Below are 17517 nucleotides of genomic sequence, written 5' to 3' on the forward strand. Positions count from 1 at the left end.
TACAGGCCACGCAGGAACACGGACGATGAGCCACCCCTCACAATTCACCTTGCTGCGCACACGGCGTTTTCTGCCGTTTTTCATCACCCAGTTGCTGGGCGCCTTTAACGACAACATCTTCAAGCAATCGCTGATCCTGGCGATTCTCTACAAGCTGACCATCGACGGTGACCGCTCGATCTGGGTCAACCTGTGTGCCTTGCTGTTTATCCTGCCGTTCTTCCTGTTCTCGGCGCTGGCCGGGCAATTCGGCGAGAAGTTCAACAAGGACGCATTGATCCGCGCGATCAAGATCGGCGAGATCGTGATCATGGCCGTGGGCGCCACCGGCTTTTTGTTCAACCACCTGGAACTGATGCTGCTGGCGCTGTTTGCCATGGGCACGCACTCGGCGCTGTTCGGCCCGGTGAAGTACTCGATCATGCCCCAGGCCCTGCACGACGATGAGCTGGTGGGCGGCAACGGCCTGGTAGAAATGGGCACGTTTCTGGCGATCCTGGCAGGCACCATTGGCGCCGGGATCATGATGTCGTCCACCCATTACGCGCCAATCGTGGCGACGGCGATTGTCGGCGTGGCGGTGCTCGGTTACCTGGCCAGCCGCAGCATTCCGCGCGCGGCGGCGTCTACGCCGCAGCTGCGCCTGAACTGGAACATCTTCAGCGAGTCCTGGGCCACCTTGCGCCTGGGCCTGGGGCAGACGCCGGCGGTGTCGCGCTCGATTGTCGGCAACTCGTGGTTCTGGTTTGTCGGCGCGATCTACCTCACGCAGATCCCGGCCTACGCCAAGGAATGGTTGTACGGCGACGAAACCGTAGTGACGTTGATCCTCACCGTATTCTCGGTGGGCATCGCCCTGGGCTCGATGCTCTGCGAAAAACTCTCCGGGCGTAAGGTCGAAATCGGCCTGGTGCCGTTCGGCTCGTTCGGCCTGACGGTGTTCGGCCTGCTGCTGTGGTGGCACTCCGGCGGCTTCCCGCAGAATGTGCAGGCCAACGACTGGCTGGCGGTGCTCGGCTACGGCCAGGCGTGGTGGGTGTTGTTCGATATCCTCGGTTTGGGCGTGTTCGGTGGCTTCTATATCGTGCCGCTCTATGCGCTGATCCAGTCGCGCACCGCCGAGAACGAGCGCGCGCGGGTCATCGCCGCCAACAACATTCTCAATGCGCTGTTCATGGTGGTCTCGGCCATCGTCTCGATCCTGCTGCTGAGCGTGGCCAAGCTGTCGATCCCCGAGTTGTTCCTGGTGGTGTCGCTGCTCAACATCGCGGTCAACACCTACATCTTCAAGATCGTCCCCGAGTTCACCATGCGTTTCATGATCTGGCTGCTCAGCCATTCCATGTACCGCGTGGAGCACCGCAACCTGGAGTTGATTCCGGATGAAGGCGCGGCCTTGCTGGTGTGCAACCACGTGTCGTTTGTGGATGCGCTGTTGATTGGTGGCGCGGTGCGTCGGCCGATTCGCTTTGTGATGTACTACAAAATCTACCGGTTGCCGGTGCTCAACTTTATCTTCCGTACCGCCGGGGCGATTCCGATTGCCGGGCGCAACGAAGATATCCAGATCTACGAAAAGGCCTTTACGCGGATTGCGCAGTATCTGAAGGATGGCGAGTTGGTGTGCATTTTCCCGGAAGGCAAGCTGACCGCGGACGGTGAGATGAACGAGTTTCGCGGTGGCGTGACGCGGATTCTGGAGGAAACGCCGGTGCCGGTGATCCCGATGGCGTTGCAGGGCTTGTGGGGCAGCTTTTTCAGCCGCGATCCGAACAAGGGCTTCTTTCACCGGATCTGGTCGCGGGTGGTGCTGGTGGCGGGTGAGCCGGTGACGGTGGAGGCGGCGACGCCGGCGCAGTTGCAGGAGCGAGTGGGGGCGTTGCGGGGGAGTGTCAGGTAGATGATCGTTCCCACGCTCTGCGTGGGAATGCCGCCATGGACGCTCTGCGTCCGCTTTTAGGGGCGCGACGCGGAGCGTCACAGGATGCGTTCCCACGCGGAGCGTGGGAACAATCTGTTATCTAGGCGCTGATCTTGAGGCCAATAAGCCCACAAATAATCAACGCCACACTCGCCAATCGAAACAACGCCATGGATTCCCCAAACAGGATAATCCCGGCAATCACCGTGCCCACCGCACCCACGCCGGTCCAGATGGCATAGGCGGTGCCCAGCGGCAGTTCTTTCATCGCAAGGCCCAACAGGCCGAGGCTGATGGCCATGGCGGCGATCGTCAGGGCCGTCGGCAGTGGCTTGCTGAAGCCGTCGGTGTACTTCAAGCCGACCGCCCAGCCGACTTCAAACAACCCGGCAAAAAACAGAATGATCCAGGACATGATGACCTCTCTTTAAAAGTGGGGTCGTCCCCTGAATAAGCGCTCGACAGCGTCGCAAGGTCGTCCCCGCGAAGCTCGGTAGAGTGCCGAAAATTGATCAGGCGATCAAGTTTCGGGTGTGTTTGCCAACGCGCGGCGGTCTTCCTTTTCGCTCATGCGGCGGAAGTACGTCGACAGCAGCGCCCCGGAAATATTGTGCCAGACGCTGAACAATGCGCTCGGCACCGCCGCCAACGGCGAAAAATGCGCACTGGCCAAGGCGGCGCCCAGCCCGGAGTTCTGCATGCCCACTTCCAGTGCCAGCGACTTGCGCTGCGCCAACGGCAGCTTGAACAGCCGCCCGGTGAAGTAGCCCAGCAAATAGCCGAAGCTGTTGTGCAACATCACCACGGCCATGATCAACAGGCCTGATTCGGCGATCTTCGCCTGGCTCGCCGCAACGACCGCCGCGACGATGATCACGATGCTCACCACCGATACCAGCGGTAATACTTCCACTGCATGGCGCACGCGCTCGCCGAGCACGCGTTGCGCGATCACGCCGAGCACGATCGGCAGCAGCACCACTTGCAGGATCGACCAGAACAACTCCATGAACGACACCGGCAGCCACGCCGACGCCAGCAGCCAGATCAGCGCCGGCGTAAGCAGCGGGGCGAGGAGGGTGGTGACGGCGGCAATCGCCACCGACAGCGCCAGGTCACCCCGTGCCAGCCAGGTCATCACGTTGGACGAGGTGCCACTTGGGCAGCAACCCACCAGGATCACGCCGACGGCGATTTCCGGCGGCAGGTGGAAGGCCTGGCACAGCAACCAGGCCACGCCCGGCATGATCACAAAGTGCGCGACCACGCCCAGGGCCACGCGCCACGGATGGCGGGCAACCTCGCCGAAATCTTCAAGTTTTAAGGTCAGCCCCATGCCGAACATCACCAGGCCCAGCAACGGCACGATGGCGCCTTTGAGACCGATGAACCAACCGGGCTCAAGGAAGGCGAGCACCGCGAAAATCAACACCCAGTAGGCGAAGGTATTGCCGACGAAGCGGCTCAAGGCGGCGAGTGCGCGCATGGGGGATGTCCTTGTTATTAGATTTCGGAAATGCGAATGCAATCAAATGTGGGAGCGGGCTTGTGTGGGAGCTGGCTTGCCTGCGATAGCATCAACTCGATCTAGCTGAAGACCGAGGTGTCTGCATCGCGGGCAAGCCCGGCTGTCACACAAGCCCGCTCCCACATTTTGATCCTCACATGGCTTAAATGCCCTGTGGGGTTTCTTCGCCGCCCAGTGCTTCAACCAGCGCCGGCAGGAACTCGCCGAACGTCAGCATCATCAGGGTAAAGCTGGCATCCAGTTGGCCCAGGGCTTCGTCGCCGCCGTCCTGTTCCGCCTGGTCTTGCAGCAGGTCTTCGAACTTCAGGCGCTTGACGGTCATCTTGTCGTCGAGCATGAAGGACAACTTGTCCTGCCAGGCCAGCGACAGTTGGGTCACGACTTTGCCGGTGGTCAGGTGCAGCTGGATTTCTTCGCCGGTCAGGTCCTGGCGCTTGCAACGCACAATGCCGCCGTCTTCGTGGGTGTCGCGCAGTTCGCATTCGTCGAGGACGAAGAAGTCATCGGCCGGTTTCTGGGTGGTGACCCAGTCGGTCATGATTGCGGTTGGCGCAGTTTTGACCGTGAGTGGACGAACCGGCAGGGTGCCGATCACTTCACGCAGGGTCGACAGCAGGTCTTCGGCGCGCTTGGGGCTGGCCGAGTTGACCAGGATCAGGCCCTGTTTTGGCGCGATGGCGGCGAAGGTCGACGAGCGACGAATAAAGGCGCGCGGCAGGAAGGCCTGGATGATTTCATCCTTGATCTGGTCGCGTTCCTTTTTATAGACCTTGCGCATTTGCTCGGCCTCGATCTCTTCGACTTTCTCTTTGAGTGCGTCGCGCACCACGCTACCCGGCAGGATGCGTTCTTCCTTGCGCGCAGCGATCAGCAGGAAGTCGCCGCTGACGTGAACCAGGGGAGCGTCTTCGCCTTTACCAAAAGGCGCGACGAAACCGTAAGTGGTCAACTCCTGGCTGGCACACGGGCGTGCCAGTTTGGTGGCCATGGCCGCTTCCAACGCCTCGGCATCAACAGGCAGATCTTGGGTCAGGCGATAGATAAGCAGGTTCTTGAACCACATGGGGTGAGTCTCTCCTTTATACAAAGGGGGGCATTATTCTCTTGATATCGCCTGAGGCCAACCCTGCCTAAGCCATTGGAAGGGCTGAAAAAAAAGATTTAAGAAAGTGCTTGCCAGACCCAGGGTCGCTCCGTAGAATGCGCGCCACACCGAAACGAAGGGTGATTAGCTCAGCTGGGAGAGCATCTGCCTTACAAGCAGAGGGTCGGCGGTTCGATCCCGTCATCACCCACCATTCGCTTCATGTGTTACGCGCAGCGGTAGTTCAGTCGGTTAGAATACCGGCCTGTCACGCCGGGGGTCGCGGGTTCGAGTCCCGTCCGCTGCGCCATATTCGGTCACCTGGAACGCTGAACGCCAGGTCACCACAGAAAGCCCGCTCATTGAGCGGGTTTTTTTTGTCCGAAATATGGCGAAAAATCGCCCGATGAAGTTTTTTTAAATAAATTGCATTTAAATCAACACATTACGATTTTTTGTTGTATGATGCGCACACACCGAAACGAAGGGTGATTAGCTCAGCTGGGAGAGCATCTGCCTTACAAGCAGAGGGTCGGCGGTTCGATCCCGTCATCACCCACCATTCGCTTCATGTGTTACGCGCAGCGGTAGTTCAGTCGGTTAGAATACCGGCCTGTCACGCCGGGGGTCGCGGGTTCGAGTCCCGTCCGCTGCGCCATATTCGGTCACCTGGAACGCTGAACGCCAGGTCACCACAAGAAGCCCGCTCATTGAGCGGGCTTTTTTTGCCTGCGATTCAGCTTAATCGCTCGACGGCGGGTGACGCGTGCATCGGTGCTGCATCGCGTCGGCCAAGAAACGTAAAGACCACCGCCGCCGTGAGCACCGTAAGCCCCGCCAGCCCTTGCAGCAATGTATTGAACCCGCCGATGTAGGCGGTGCGCAGCAATGCCAATGGCATGTTGGCGCTGGCGTGCCGGGTATCTCCCATGACCAACTGCTGGGCGACGGTTGAACCCAGCTGCACAGCACTGGCCGGCAGATGATGCGCAACCAGCGCGCTCAACACTGCCACGGTGATTGCCAGCGCGACACCTTCACTGGCGACCCGAGTCGTATTGAAAATCCCCGCCGCCATCCCTGCACGTTCCTTTGGCACAACACTGATTGCCAGGCCATCCATCAAGCCCCACGGCAACCCCGTGCCGATCCCGATGATCAGCATCGCCGCCACAGTCTGCAGGGGCTGGCCAACGTCGGCCAGGCTCAGTCCATACAAACCCACGGCCGCGATCAGCAGGCCAATGGCGCACAGCACGCCCGGCGACAGCCAGCGCGTCAGCGTCGCGGCGAGGATCGGCACCACCAGCATCGGGGCCGACAGCCCCAGCATCATCAACCCGGCTTCAAATGCGCTGGCGCCTTCAACGCCGATAAACCGCAGTGGCAGCAGCACGATCAGGACGATATAGCAGTAACAGGTGCCGATTGGCAGCAACTGCACGCCGATGAAGCGGGGGAAGCGAAACAGGCGCAAGTCCAGCATCGGTTGCCTGGTGCGATGTTCAACGACTATAAACGCCAGTAAAAACAGCGCTGCTGCGCCCAGCAGGTAATAGGTGGTCGCAGTGGCCCAACCCTGTTCCGGTGCCAGAATCACCGCGGTGGTCAAGGCCACCAGCGTGGCCGAAAACGTCAACATCCCCGCCAGGTCCAGGCGCAGTGCGTTCGGGTCGCGGCTTTCGCGCATTGTGGGTGCCGCGAACAGCAGTGAAAGCCCCGCGAGCAAGGCCGTGGCGAGGAAAATCGCGCGCCAGCCCCATTGTTCAATCAGCAGTCCCGACAGCAACGGGCCAAACGCCAGGCCCGCGCCAAAGGTCGTGCCCAACAGGCTGAAAGCACGTGTCCTGGCATGGCCATCGAACTCCTGCGCCAGCGCCGCACAGCCACTGGACAACGCAATGGCCGCCGCCACACCTTGCATCCCGCGCAACAGGTCCAACCAGAGAATGCCCGGTGCCATGGCCAACAGCAGGGAGACTGCGCTGAACAGCGCCATGCCCCACAAGAACAGACGTTTGCGCCCATAGAGGTCGGCGAGCGTACCGGCAGCCATCAACAAGCTGCCGAAACTCAACATGAACGCGTTGGTTATCCACGCCAGCTGTGTGGGGCGGGCGGCGAACGCCTCACCGATAAAGGGCGTAGCCACTGCGCCCCCGGTAAAACTCATGGGTAATACCAGGGCCGCCAGGCAGACTGCGGCCAGGATGGCATAGCGGCCATGGGTGGAGGAGGTTGTAGTGCTCATGGGGGATTCCCGCAGGTCTGGAAAGATAAAGACTCTAGGCGGGATGCAATTGGCGATAAACAGGCCTACATTCCGTTCATAGCGGACAAAAAGGAAGTAATGGCGTGACGGACAACCTCAGCGGCGTTATCGCATTCGTCAAGACGGCTGAAGCCCTCAGCTTTATCGGCGCGGCGCGGGCGATGGGTATTTCCGCGTCGGCGGTGGGCAAAAATGTCGCCAAGCTGGAGGCTGAGCTGAATGTGCGGCTGCTGCACCGCAGTACCCGCAAAGTCAGCCTCACCGCAGAAGGCCAATTGTTCTACGAGCGCAGTCGCAAAATTCTTGATGACCTGCAAGACGCCCGCGCCATGCTCTCCCATGTGATGCAGGCGCCACGTGGCAAACTGCGTGTCAGCCTGCCCACCATCGGTTATCGCTTCCTCTTCCCGCACATGCTCGCGTTCCGGCAAGCCTACCCGGAGATTGAGCTGGAGCTGGATTTCAACGACCACTTGGTGGACGTGATCGAGGAAGGGTTCGACGTGGTGATCCGCAGCGGAGGGCTGGCTGACTCGACATTGATGGCGCGCAAACTCGGGCCGTTCCGATTTGTGTTGTGTGCAGCCCCAGAGTACCTGCGCACTCACGGTCGGCCGACCACCCTCAGTGACCTTGAACACCACCAGTGCCTGCGTTATCGCTTTGCCAGCACCGGAAAGATCATGGACTGGACCTTATCCGCCAACCCGGCGATCACCCAATTGCGGCTGCCCACAGCGCTGACGTTGAACAATATGGAAGCCATGCTCAGGGCTGCGATTGATGGCCATGGGATCGCCTACGTGCCGGACTTCCTCGCCCGCGAGGCGTTGGCTCACGCACAGCTGGAAACCGTATTGGACACGCACTCCGACGATCAGGGCCAGTTCTGGGCGCTGTGGCCTTCCAGCCGGCACCTCTCGCCAAAAATCCGCGTGTTTGTGGACTTTGCTGCCGAGTGCTTGTTTACACCTCTTTGAATCGGCTATCCGCTCGCACTGGTAATGAAGGGCAGGGGCTGCGCGGGTCATATTGATGTTAGTAATTAAGATGTAAAAGAGTTTTTAGTGAGTGTTCTAAATGTTCGGAACGATTATATTGATGTAGGGATATTCTGTTGAGAGGGGTTAGTTTTTGGCTGGTTTGTTGCGGAAGTTTGCCCGGTTTTAGACGTGAAATATCTGCTCAAATTATCCCTGTTTATTTTTTATTTATGGGGTGTGTAAGGTGTGCGTGATGTAAGTTTTCCTTTATTAATTTGCGCAGGTGGTTTTTATGAGTATTGGCTCCTCCACATCGACTCCCTCTCCGTCTTTCACCCCGGTTACTCATTCGCTATCGCCGGGACAAGGAAACGATACCCTGACAGCCTCTCGGAATAACGTGGACACCGCTACGTCCTTTAAGGATAGGGATGGTAATGGGTGGGTAGATATCGAAGTGGATTATGACAGTGGGCCTGGCACACACTTTGAAAATCTTGGTAATCGCGGGTATCAACCGCTTAATGCTGCGCAGAGGCGCGAATTATACGCTCAGATGAGTGACTTGGGCGTCGATTTACAAGTCAGGTTTCATCGAAAGGGTACTTACGCCACCCCCGATGGGAAGGTAAAGTTTGGGACTTTCAAGCAGAATGAAACACGCTCCAACCTGGTGGTGGGTTATCCATCAACTGACCCAACCAAACCGACCGAGGTTTATATTCGTAGCAACCCTGATAACCCCAAAGATCAGGCTTTCCTGGCGCCTACCGGGAATAACAGAGGGGGGAATTTGCTTGCTCGCGCGTTGTTGTATTCATTGGGTGTACCTGCTCGTACACCTGCGCAGGGTGAACCTGACTCCAGAGGTTACAGCGTTCACAGTCGAAATTCGGAAATGACTACAGGTCAAGACTTTAAAGATAAGGCTGTCTCGCGTCCGCAAGAAAAAGACTACGAGCGGTTGATCTCCGCTTACAAATTAAATACAGATATTTCCGGGGCTGAATATCTGATTGGTAACTTGGGGCGTGATAATAATCCTGCGACGATGGTCATAGTGAACGGGTTTGGACATGATTCCCTCGATGCAACAGGTGATACGCATGATCAAGTTATCGATATGCATTCCGGGGCGCGCTCTAGTGTAGGCGGATTTAAGGGGAATGTAGTGATTGCGTCGCACGCGGTCATTGAGGATGTTAAGACGGGGTCGGGGACTAATAGGGTTGTTCCGAATGTCGTGCCTAACACGATTACTTTAGGGCCAGGCAAAAACACGGTTGTCTTTCAAAATCAGTCGGACTCCACCCCGGACAGGCTTGATACTGTCGTCGGGTTTAAAAGCGGCGTGGACAAAATAGATATCAGTGCTTTTGCTACTTCTCAAGGCAGTACGCAATATGCTGTGCCTAATGGCTCTCACTTGGAAATTCAATCAGGTGCGGCGGGTGAGACGTATGTGTTGTACTGGAAGGACTTTTTTACTCGTGACAGTCAAGCACCCGATTTTAAAGTGCGGGCGGACGGCGTCCAACGGCGCGATATCATTAAATAATTGCCTTAAATGGCGGGAGCCTGTTGTTAATGGCTCAGCGGCGGATGCTCTCCTGTCTGATCGGAGGGCGCCGCCAATTCAGGCTATAACCGCCCAGGCAACATCTGATGGCCCTGGTGTGCCGTATCGACCCCGAGCCAGGTGAGCGAGTATTTTCCTATAACCCCATCAACCGATACCCCACCTGCAACTCGGTAATAAAGTGCTTTGGCTGCGCCGGGTCCGCTTCCAGCTTTTGCCGCAAATGCGCCATGTGCACGCGCAAATAGTGGGCGCGGTCGACGTAATCCAGCCCCCACACGTCCAGCAATAATTGCCGATGCGTCAGCACTCGGCTCTGGCCGCGAATCATCGCGCAGAGCAGGCGGTATTCGATGGGCGTGAGGTGCACCGGCTGGCCCTGGCGCCACACCTCATGGGTCGACAGGTCGACTTCAATCTCGCCAAACGCCACCTTGCTAGTGGCCGCCACGGCGCCGGTCTGCCCATGCCGGCGCAATTGCGCGCGGATGCGCGCGAGCAGCTCGGGCACGCCGAACGGCTTGGTCAGGTAATCATCCGCGCCGGCGTCGAGCGCGGCGACTTTTTCTTCTTCGCGATCACGCGCCGACAGCACCAGGATCGGTACCGCCAGCCAGCCGCGCAATTCGCTGATCAGTTGTTTGCCATCGCCGTCCGGCAGGCCGAGGTCGACGATCACCAGGTCCGGCTGGCGGCTGGCGGCATGGATCAGCGCGCGCTTGACGCTGTCGGCTTCGAATACCTGAAAACCCTCGTCTTGCAGGGCTATCCCGACAAAGCGGCGAATATTGGCTTCGTCTTCAACAATCAAAATGCGTGCAGTGCTCATAGGGCTTCCATGGGCGGCGGAGTGCCCGCCGGTAACGTAATGATGAAGTGCATGCCGCAGGCATCGCCGGGGTTGGCGTGGATGCGCCCGCCATGGGCCTCGACAATGCGTTTGGCCAGTGCCAGGCCCAGGCCGATGCCGGCGACGGATGATTCCTGCTGGCCGCGCGCGAAGGGTTCGAACAGGTTCGCCGGCGCCTTACCCGGGCCGGTGTCGCTCACTTCCAGCACGATGCTGTCTGCCACTGCGCGTGCGGCGACAGTAATGGCGGTGCCCGGCGGGGTGTACTTGGCGGCGTTGTCCAGCAGGTTGACCAGCACCCGTTCGATCAACAGCGCGTCGATGTCCACCAGGGGCAATGTCGGGTCCAGCAGGGTGTGCACGCGGTGACGGGCGAGTGGCTCACGCAACTGGCGCAACGCACTGCCGACGATTTCTTCCAGCGAATGCCATTGCCGGTTCAGGCGCACGCCGCGTTCCTGCATGCGCGCCATGTCCAGCAGGTTTTCGATCAGGCGCTGCATCGACGTGGCCTGTTCGTGAATGCCATTGAGCAATTCGGTCAACGGCCCCGGTGGCGCGTGGGGCAGGGCGGTGTCGGCGGCGCCGATCAGGGTGGTCAACGGTGTGCGCAAGTCGTGGGAAATCGCCGCGAGCAGGGTGTTGCGCATCTTCTCGCCTTCCATCTGCACCAGCGTGCTTTGCGCCACTTCGACGAAGTGCACGCGCTCCAGCGCAATTGCCAGCTGGCTCATGCAGGCTTCCAGCAGGCGACGTTCCTGTGGGTCATTCAGGCGCTCGCTTTGCGCCAGCTCCAGTACCAGCACACCGCGCACGCGCATCGGCGCCTTGAGTGGCAAATAGCAACCTTTGGCCGCCGACAACGTGTCGGTGCCTTGGCCGGCGGCTTGGCCGTGGTCGTAGGTCCATTGCGCGATGCTGTCGTCAATCGGCAGCCCGCTGGCACTGACGCTGTGCACGCCATCGGCGGCGTCCGGCAGTGCCAGGCCGACCCGTGCTTCGAACACGCCGCTGAAAGTGCGCAGGGCCACCTCGCTGATGTGCTCCACGGTCAACGCCGCCGACAGGTCACGGGCCAGCCGCGCCAACGAGGTCGCGCGGCGTTCGCGCGCGGCGGCGGTGCGTGCTTCGTGGCGCAGGCGCGCGGTGAGTTGCCCGGTGATCAGGGCGATGCCAAGCATCAACGCAAAGGTGAAAAAATACTGGGTGTCATTGACGGTGAACGAGTAGCGCGGCTGCACAAAAAAGAAGTCCAAACACAACACCGCAAGCATCGCCGCCCACACGCCGGGGCCACGGCCAAAACGCAGGGCTACCAGCACCACCGTGAGCAAAAACAGCATGACCACGTTGGCCAGGTCGAACACTTGCAGCAGCAAAGCCGCGATGGCGCTGGCGGCGAAGCAGGCGAGGGTGGCCCACAGGTAGGCCAGGGCTCGGCCCGGTGCAGGCGTCGACTGTTTGATCGCAGGCGTTGGGCCAGGCAATACGCCGTGGGCGATCACGATCTGATCGATTTGCGGATGGTGCCGGCTGATCCGGTCGCTCACCGACGGGTGCCAGAACCGCCAGGCCCGGCGCGGGTGGTGGCCGAGCACCAGGCGATTGGCATTGTGTTCGCGGGCGCAGGCGGCCAGGGCTTCGGCCACGTCCATGCCCGGCAGCGTCGCGGTGTCGGCGCCGAATTCAGTCGCCAGCGCCAGGGTCTTCATCGCCGTCAGGTAACGCCTGGCGCCGCGGCCCTGGTGGGTGGCCACATGCACGACGATCCAGTCGGCTTCGAGTTTTTGTGCCAGCCGCGCGGCTTCACGCACCAGGCGTTCATCACCGGTGTCTCCGGCGATGCCCACCAGCAGCCGCTCGCGAGCCGGCCAGAGGGTTTTGATCGACTGTTCGCGGCGGTACACGCGCATTTGCGTATCGACCCGATCCGCTGTGCGCCGCAACGCCAGCTCGCGTAACGCCAGCAGGTTGCCCTTGCGGAAAAAGTGCTGCGAGGCGCGCGCCGCCGCAGGGCCCAGGTACACCTTGCCGTCCTTGAGACGTTGCAAAAGGTCGTCGGGTGGCAGGTCGATCACCACCACTTCGTGGGCGTTATCGAACACGTGATCCGGCACGGTTTCGCGCACGCGAATGCCGATGATGCCGCTGACCAAATCATTCAGGCTTTCCAGGTGCTGAACGTTGAGCGTGGTCCACACGTCGATGCCCGCGCTGAGCAGTTCTTCGATGTCTTGCCAGCGTTTGGGGTGGCGCGAGCCGGGCGCGTTGCTATGGGCCAGTTCGTCCACCAGCACCACCGCGGGGTGCCGGCGCAGGGCGGCGTCGAGGTCGAATTCGCTGAGGGCGAACTCGCGGTGCAGCAAGGTGGCGCGGGGCAGTTGTTCCAGGCCTTGGAGCAACTCGGCGGTCTCGCCGCGACCGTGGGTTTCTATCACCCCGGCGAGCAGGTCACGGCCAAGGGCGACTTCGCGTTGCGCCGCCGCGAGCATGGCGCAGGTTTTGCCGACGCCCGCGTTGGAGCCGAAGTAGATACGCAATTTGCCGCGCAAGGCGGCCTGTTCTTCCAGCTGTACCCGGGCGAGCAGGGCGTCGGGGTCGGGGCGCTCATTTTTTAATGCGGGCATATTCTTCCTGTTGAATGCAGTGCTGTTCCCTGTGGGAGCTGGCTTGCCTGCGATGGCGGTGTGTCAGTCGGTACAGGGCAAGCTGACCCACCGCTATCGCAGGCAAGCCAGCTCCCACATTGGATTTTGTCGCTACACGAGACCCAACCCACTCAGCAGCATGTCGATCAGCTTGATCCCGGCAAACGGCACCAGCACACCGCCCAGGCCATAGATCAACAGGTTGCGATTGAGCAACGCCGCCGCTCCGATGGCGCGGTAGGTCACGCCGCGCAACGCCAGTGGAATCAACGCGACAATGATCAACGCGTTAAAAATCACCGCGCTGAGAATCGCCGAGTTGGGGCTGCTCAGGTGCATCACGTTCAACGCGCCGAGCTGCGGGTAGGTGGCGACAAACGCCGCCGGGATGATTGCGAAGTACTTCGCCACGTCATTCGCCACGCTGAAGGTGGTGAGGGCGCCACGGGTCATCAGCATCTGTTTGCCGACCTCGACCACTTCGATCAGCTTGGTCGGGTTGCTGTCGAGGTCGACCATGTTGCCGGCCTCTTTCGCCGCCTGGGTGCCGCTGTTCATCGCCACCGCCACGTCGGCCTGGGCCAGCGCCGGTGCGTCGTTGGTGCCGTCGCCAGTCATCGCCACCAGCTTGCCCTGGGCCTGGTAGTCGCGGATCAGTTGCAGCTTGTCTTCCGGGCGGGCCTCGGCGAGGAAGTCATCCACGCCGGCTTCCACCGCAATCGCGGCAGCGGTGAGGCGGTTGTCGCCGGTGATCATCACGGTCTTGATGCCCATGCGCCGCAGTTCGGCGAAGCGCTCCTTGATGCCGCCCTTGACCACGTCCTTGAGTTCGACCACGCCCAGCGCCTTAGCGCCGTCGCTGACCACCAGCGGCGTGCTGCCGCGTCGTGACACTTCATCGACTTTGGCCTGCAACGCTGCCGGAAAACTCCCACCCAAGGCTTCGATGTGGCTGCGAATCGCATCCGCCGCGCCCTTGCGAATCGCCCGGCCTTCGGGCAGGTCGACGCCGCTCATGCGGGTTTGCGCGGTGAAGTGCACAAAGCTGGCGCCCAGGGCGTTGATGTCCCGTGCGCGGATGTCGAATTTCTGCTTGGCCAGTACCACGATGCTGCGGCCTTCCGGGGTTTCGTCGGCCAGGGACGCGAGTTGCGCGGCGTCGGCCAGCTCGGCTTCCTTCACGCCGGGTGCCGGTAAAAAGCTGCTGGCCTGGCGGTTGCCCAAGGTGATGGTGCCGGTCTTGTCCAGCAGCAACACATCGACGTCACCCGCCGCCTCGACCGCACGGCCCGAGGTGGCGATGACATTCGCTGACATCATCCGGCTCATGCCCGCCACGCCGATGGCCGAGAGCAGGCCGCCGATGGTGGTGGGAATCAGGCACACCAGCAACGCCACCAGCACCGTGGCGCTGATCACGCTGCCGCTGCCGCTCATGGCCACGGCGAAGATCGAGTAGGGGCTCAGCGTGGCGATCACCAGCAGGAACAATAGGGTCAGGCCCACCAGCAGAATCGTCAGGGCGACTTCGTTGGGCGTTTTCTGGCGCTTGGCCGATTCGACCATCGAGATCATGCGGTCCAGAAATGATTCGCCAGGGTTGACGCTGATGCGCACCACCAGCCAATCCGACAACACCCGCGTGCCGCCGGTGACCGAGGAAAAGTCGCCACCGGCCTCGCGAATCACCGGCGCAGATTCGCCGGTGATCGCGCTTTCATCCACCGAGGCCACGCCTTCAATCACCACGCCGTCCAGCGGCACCAAGTCACCGGCTTCGATCAACACCACGCTGTCTTTGCGCAGCAGGCTGGCTTCCAATGGCAGCCAGGCCGCGCCGTGGCGCGGCTGCTGCAGCAACTTGGCCAGGGTCTGGCGTTTCATCCCGCGCAGGCTCGCGGCCTGGGCGCGGCTGCGACCTTCGGCCAGGGCTTCGGCGAAGTTGGCGAACAGCACGGTGAACCACAGCCACAAGGTGATGCTGAGGATAAAACCACTGGGCGCTTCACCCTTGCCGCCCAGGGATTGGAACCACAGCAGCGTGGTGAGGATGCTGCCCAGGTACACCACGAACATCACCGGGTTTTTCCATTGGGCCTGGGGCAGCAGTTTCTTCAACGCGTCGATGCCGGCAGTGAGCACGATGCGTTGGTCAAACAGGGGTAAACGAGCATTCTTCATGGGGGCAATCTCTTACTCACTGACCGCAATAGAGGGCTGACGCGCATCCAGCGCCAAGTTGAGTTGCAGCACATTCACCCGTGGCTCGCCGAGCAGGCCGAGGGTGCGTGCGGCGGTGTGGTCGTTGAGCAGTTGCAGCAGGTCGGTTTCAGGGATGTGGCGCAAGCGCGCGACCCGCGCCAATTGCAGCCGGGCGTTGGCCACCGAGATGTGTGGGTCCAGACCCGAGGCGGAGGCGGTGACCGCGTCGACCGGCACCGGGGCGTCGGCGGCCAGGCCGTTGTCCTGGCGATAGGCCTTGGCACGTGCGGCGACCTGGTCCAGCAGTTTCTGGCTGGTCGGGCCGAGGTTGCTGGCGCCGCTGGAACCGGCGTTGTACGGCTGCGCAATGCTCTTGCTCGGGTCTTGCGGGTCGGCGCCGAGGGTCATGCTGGGGCGGCCCTGGAAGTACTCGGGCTTGGCGAAGTTCTGGCCGATTAACGCCGAGCCGATCACCAGGCCGTCGCGCTCAATCAAAGAGCCCTGGGCCTGAAACGGGAACAGCAATTGCGCAGCCACGGTGGTGAACGCGGGGTACGCCAGCCCGGTCAGCAGCATGAAAAACACCGCCGACACCAGCACTGGGCGCAGCAGCCCTTTGAATATCGATTGAGTCGTCATCAACAAGTCCTTAGTTGTACGTCTGGCCGGACAGCAACTGCAGTTGCTCCACCAGCGGGCCGAGCGCGAGCGCCGGCAGGAAGGTCAAGCCACCGACCACCAGCACCACGAACACCACCAGCAGCATGAACAGCGGGGTCGCGGTGGGGATGGTGCCGGCACCGGCGGGCACGGTTTTTTTCATCGCCAGGGAACCGGCCACAGCCAGCATCGGCAGCATGGTGAAGAAGCGTCCGATCAACATCGCCAGGCCGATGGTGGTGTTGAAAAACGGCGTGTTGGCATTCAGCCCGGCAAACGCCGAACCGTTGTTGGCGGTGCCCGAGGTGTAGGCGTACAGCACCTCGCTGAAACCGTGGGGGCCGAGGTTGTTGAGGCTCGCCAGAGTGCCCGGCCAGAGGGCGGCGAGGGCGGTGAAGCCGAGGATGCTGATGGGGTGCGCGAGCACCGAGAGCATCACCAGTTTCATCTCCCGGGCTTCGATCTTCTTGCCGAGAAATTCCGGGCTGCGGCCGATCATCATGCCCACCAGAAACACCGTGAGCAGCGCGTACTGGATCAGGTTGATAAAGCCCACGCCGTCACCGCCGAACACGCAGTTGAGCATCATCTGCGCCAGGGGTACGAAGCCGCCCATGGGTGTCAGCGAGTCGTGCATGGTATTCACCGAACCGGTAGTGGCAGCGGTGGTGGTGGCGATAAACAAGCTGCTGTCGGCGATGCCGAAGCGCAGTTCCTTGCCTTCCATATTGCCGCCGCTTTGCTCAATCGACAGCGTCTGGTTGGCGCCGGCCTGGGTCAGCAGCGGGTTGCCGGTTTGCTCGGCGCCATACACCAGCGCGAGGAAGCCGATGAACATCACCAGAAACGTGCCGAAGAACACCCAGCCCTGACGGCGTTGCAGCAGCATGCTGCCGAAGGTGTAGGTCAGCGCCGATGGGATCAGCAACATGCTGAGGATGTGCAGGATGTTGGTCAGCGGCGTCGGGTTTTCGAATGGGTGGGCGGCGTTCATGCTGAAAAAGCCGCCGCCGTTGGTGCCGATATGCTTGATCGACTCAAAGCTGGCGACCGCGCCAACGATCAACTGCTGCTGCGCGCCTTCAAGCGTCGTCGCCAGGGCTTGGGAAGCGAAGGTTTGCGGCATGCCTTGCCACACATACACCAACGCCATGCCGACGCAGAGGGGCAGCATCACCCGGTAAAGGGTACGGGTGAAGTCGACCCAGAAGTTGCCGATATCCGCCGCGCTTGAGCGACTCAAGCCGCGAATGAAACCCGCCGCCGCGACCACGCCGGAGGTGGCGCCGACAAACATCAGAAAGGTGATGACCGCCATCTGGCTGAAGTTCGACAGGCTGGTTTCACCCGAGTACGCCTGCCAGTTGGTGTTGGTAATAAAGGACGCGGCGGTGTTGAACGCCAGGTCCGGGGTTTGCGCGGCCAGCCCCAGCGGGTTGATCGGCATCACCGCCTGCAGGCGCAGGACGATATAGCCGAGCAGCATCATCGCCGCGTTCGACAGCAACAAGGCCGAACCGTAGCGGGCCCAGCCCATGGTCTCCAGCGGGTCGATGCCCAGCAGGCGATACGTGCAGCGTTCCGGCAGGGCGTGGCGGTTCCCGGTAAAGACCCGGGTCAGCCACTTGCCCATCAGCACGGCGAGCGCGGTCATCAACCCCAGGACCAGCGCAAATTCCAGCAGAGTGCTTAACATGTCGTGGCTCCGTTCAAATCTTGCCCATGGCGACAATGGCCATGGCAGTCGCACTGAAAAACACCAGGGAGAGGCCTATAAACATCACGTCGTA

12 protein-coding genes and 4 tRNA genes are annotated in these 17517 nt (G+C 61.0%); 7 read left to right on the plus strand and 9 right to left on the minus strand.

From position 1 onward, the window contains the following. Nucleotides 1-25 precede the first annotated feature (25 nt). Nucleotides 26-1900: an MFS transporter gene (locus L8I05_RS12630; protein WP_242169273.1), complete on the plus strand. Its 1875-nt coding sequence runs from the start codon at nucleotides 26-28 to the stop codon at nucleotides 1898-1900. 121 nt (nucleotides 1901-2021) lie between these two features. On the opposite strand, the gene sugE is transcribed toward L8I05_RS12630, so the two are convergent. The 3 genes from sugE to rdgC all read right to left on the minus strand — a co-directional run bounded on the left by sugE (nucleotide 2022) and on the right by rdgC (nucleotide 4512). Then, nucleotides 2022-2336, minus strand: coding sequence for a quaternary ammonium compound efflux SMR transporter SugE (gene sugE, locus L8I05_RS12635; RefSeq protein WP_010166396.1), 315 nt, complete (start codon nucleotides 2334-2336; stop codon nucleotides 2022-2024). Between the two features lie 105 nt (nucleotides 2337-2441). Beyond that, nucleotides 2442-3407, minus strand: coding sequence for a bile acid:sodium symporter family protein (locus L8I05_RS12640; protein ID WP_242169274.1), 966 nt, complete (start codon nucleotides 3405-3407; stop codon nucleotides 2442-2444). A gap of 184 nt (nucleotides 3408-3591) precedes the next feature. Next, nucleotides 3592-4512 carry a recombination-associated protein RdgC gene (rdgC, locus tag L8I05_RS12645; RefSeq protein WP_003172886.1) on the minus strand — a complete coding sequence of 307 codons (921 nt, stop codon included), beginning with the start codon at nucleotides 4510-4512 and terminating at the stop codon, nucleotides 3592-3594. 159 nt (nucleotides 4513-4671) lie between these two features. On the opposite strand from rdgC, the gene L8I05_RS12650 reads away from it, so the two are divergent. The 4 genes from L8I05_RS12650 to L8I05_RS12665 all read left to right on the plus strand — a co-directional run bounded on the left by L8I05_RS12650 (nucleotide 4672) and on the right by L8I05_RS12665 (nucleotide 5191). Continuing rightward, nucleotides 4672-4747: transfer RNA gene (locus tag L8I05_RS12650), tRNA-Val, on the plus strand. Between the two features lie 19 nt (nucleotides 4748-4766). Further along, a tRNA-Asp gene (locus tag L8I05_RS12655) sits at nucleotides 4767-4843 on the plus strand. A 176-nt stretch (nucleotides 4844-5019) separates the two neighbouring features. Beyond that, nucleotides 5020-5095, plus strand: a tRNA-Val gene (locus L8I05_RS12660). A gap of 19 nt (nucleotides 5096-5114) precedes the next feature. Further along, nucleotides 5115-5191 (plus strand) — tRNA-Asp (locus L8I05_RS12665). Nucleotides 5192-5269: 78 nt separating this feature from the next. On the opposite strand, the gene L8I05_RS12670 is transcribed toward L8I05_RS12665, so the two are convergent. Next, nucleotides 5270-6784 carry an MFS transporter gene (locus tag L8I05_RS12670; RefSeq protein WP_242169276.1) on the minus strand — a complete coding sequence of 505 codons (1515 nt, stop codon included), beginning with the start codon at nucleotides 6782-6784 and terminating at the stop codon, nucleotides 5270-5272. A gap of 104 nt (nucleotides 6785-6888) precedes the next feature. Here L8I05_RS12670 and L8I05_RS12675 point away from each other — a divergent pair, with 104 nt between their 5' ends. Together L8I05_RS12675 and L8I05_RS12680 are read left to right on the plus strand one after the other, a co-directional pair. Then, complete coding sequence (locus L8I05_RS12675) at nucleotides 6889-7785, plus strand: LysR family transcriptional regulator (protein WP_242169279.1); 897 nt, start codon at nucleotides 6889-6891, stop codon at nucleotides 7783-7785. A 295-nt stretch (nucleotides 7786-8080) separates the two neighbouring features. Further along, nucleotides 8081-9346: a M10 family metallopeptidase C-terminal domain-containing protein gene (locus L8I05_RS12680; RefSeq protein ID WP_242169281.1), complete on the plus strand. Its 1266-nt coding sequence runs from the start codon at nucleotides 8081-8083 to the stop codon at nucleotides 9344-9346. A 157-nt stretch (nucleotides 9347-9503) separates the two neighbouring features. Here L8I05_RS12680 and L8I05_RS12685 read toward each other — a convergent pair whose 3' ends face one another. The 5 genes from L8I05_RS12685 to kdpA form a co-directional block, all read right to left on the minus strand. Continuing rightward, nucleotides 9504-10196, minus strand: a complete 693-nt coding sequence (locus L8I05_RS12685) for a response regulator (protein ID WP_197629695.1) — start codon at nucleotides 10194-10196, stop codon at nucleotides 9504-9506. Then, nucleotides 10193-12844, minus strand: a complete 2652-nt coding sequence (locus L8I05_RS12690; RefSeq protein WP_242169283.1) for a sensor histidine kinase KdpD — start codon at nucleotides 12842-12844, stop codon at nucleotides 10193-10195. Before L8I05_RS12690 ends, L8I05_RS12685 begins: the two co-directional genes overlap by 4 nt. Before the next feature lie 132 nt (nucleotides 12845-12976). Beyond that, a complete protein-coding gene (gene kdpB, locus L8I05_RS12695) occupies nucleotides 12977-15046 on the minus strand; it encodes a potassium-transporting ATPase subunit KdpB (protein ID WP_159955162.1) in 2070 nt (689 codons plus the stop codon). Nucleotides 15047-15058: 12 nt separating this feature from the next. Next, complete coding sequence (kdpC, locus tag L8I05_RS12700; RefSeq protein WP_242169284.1) at nucleotides 15059-15706, minus strand: K(+)-transporting ATPase subunit C; 648 nt, start codon at nucleotides 15704-15706, stop codon at nucleotides 15059-15061. Between the two features lie 10 nt (nucleotides 15707-15716). Then, complete coding sequence (kdpA, locus tag L8I05_RS12705) at nucleotides 15717-17423, minus strand: potassium-transporting ATPase subunit KdpA (RefSeq protein WP_242169287.1); 1707 nt, start codon at nucleotides 17421-17423, stop codon at nucleotides 15717-15719. Nucleotides 17424-17517: the final 94 nt, after the last annotated feature.

Origin of the sequence: Pseudomonas sp. MONT-RG-20F-20-E-7-02 (assembly GCF_022662395.1) — a bacterium.
Taxonomy (GTDB): domain Bacteria; phylum Pseudomonadota; class Gammaproteobacteria; order Pseudomonadales; family Pseudomonadaceae; genus Aquipseudomonas.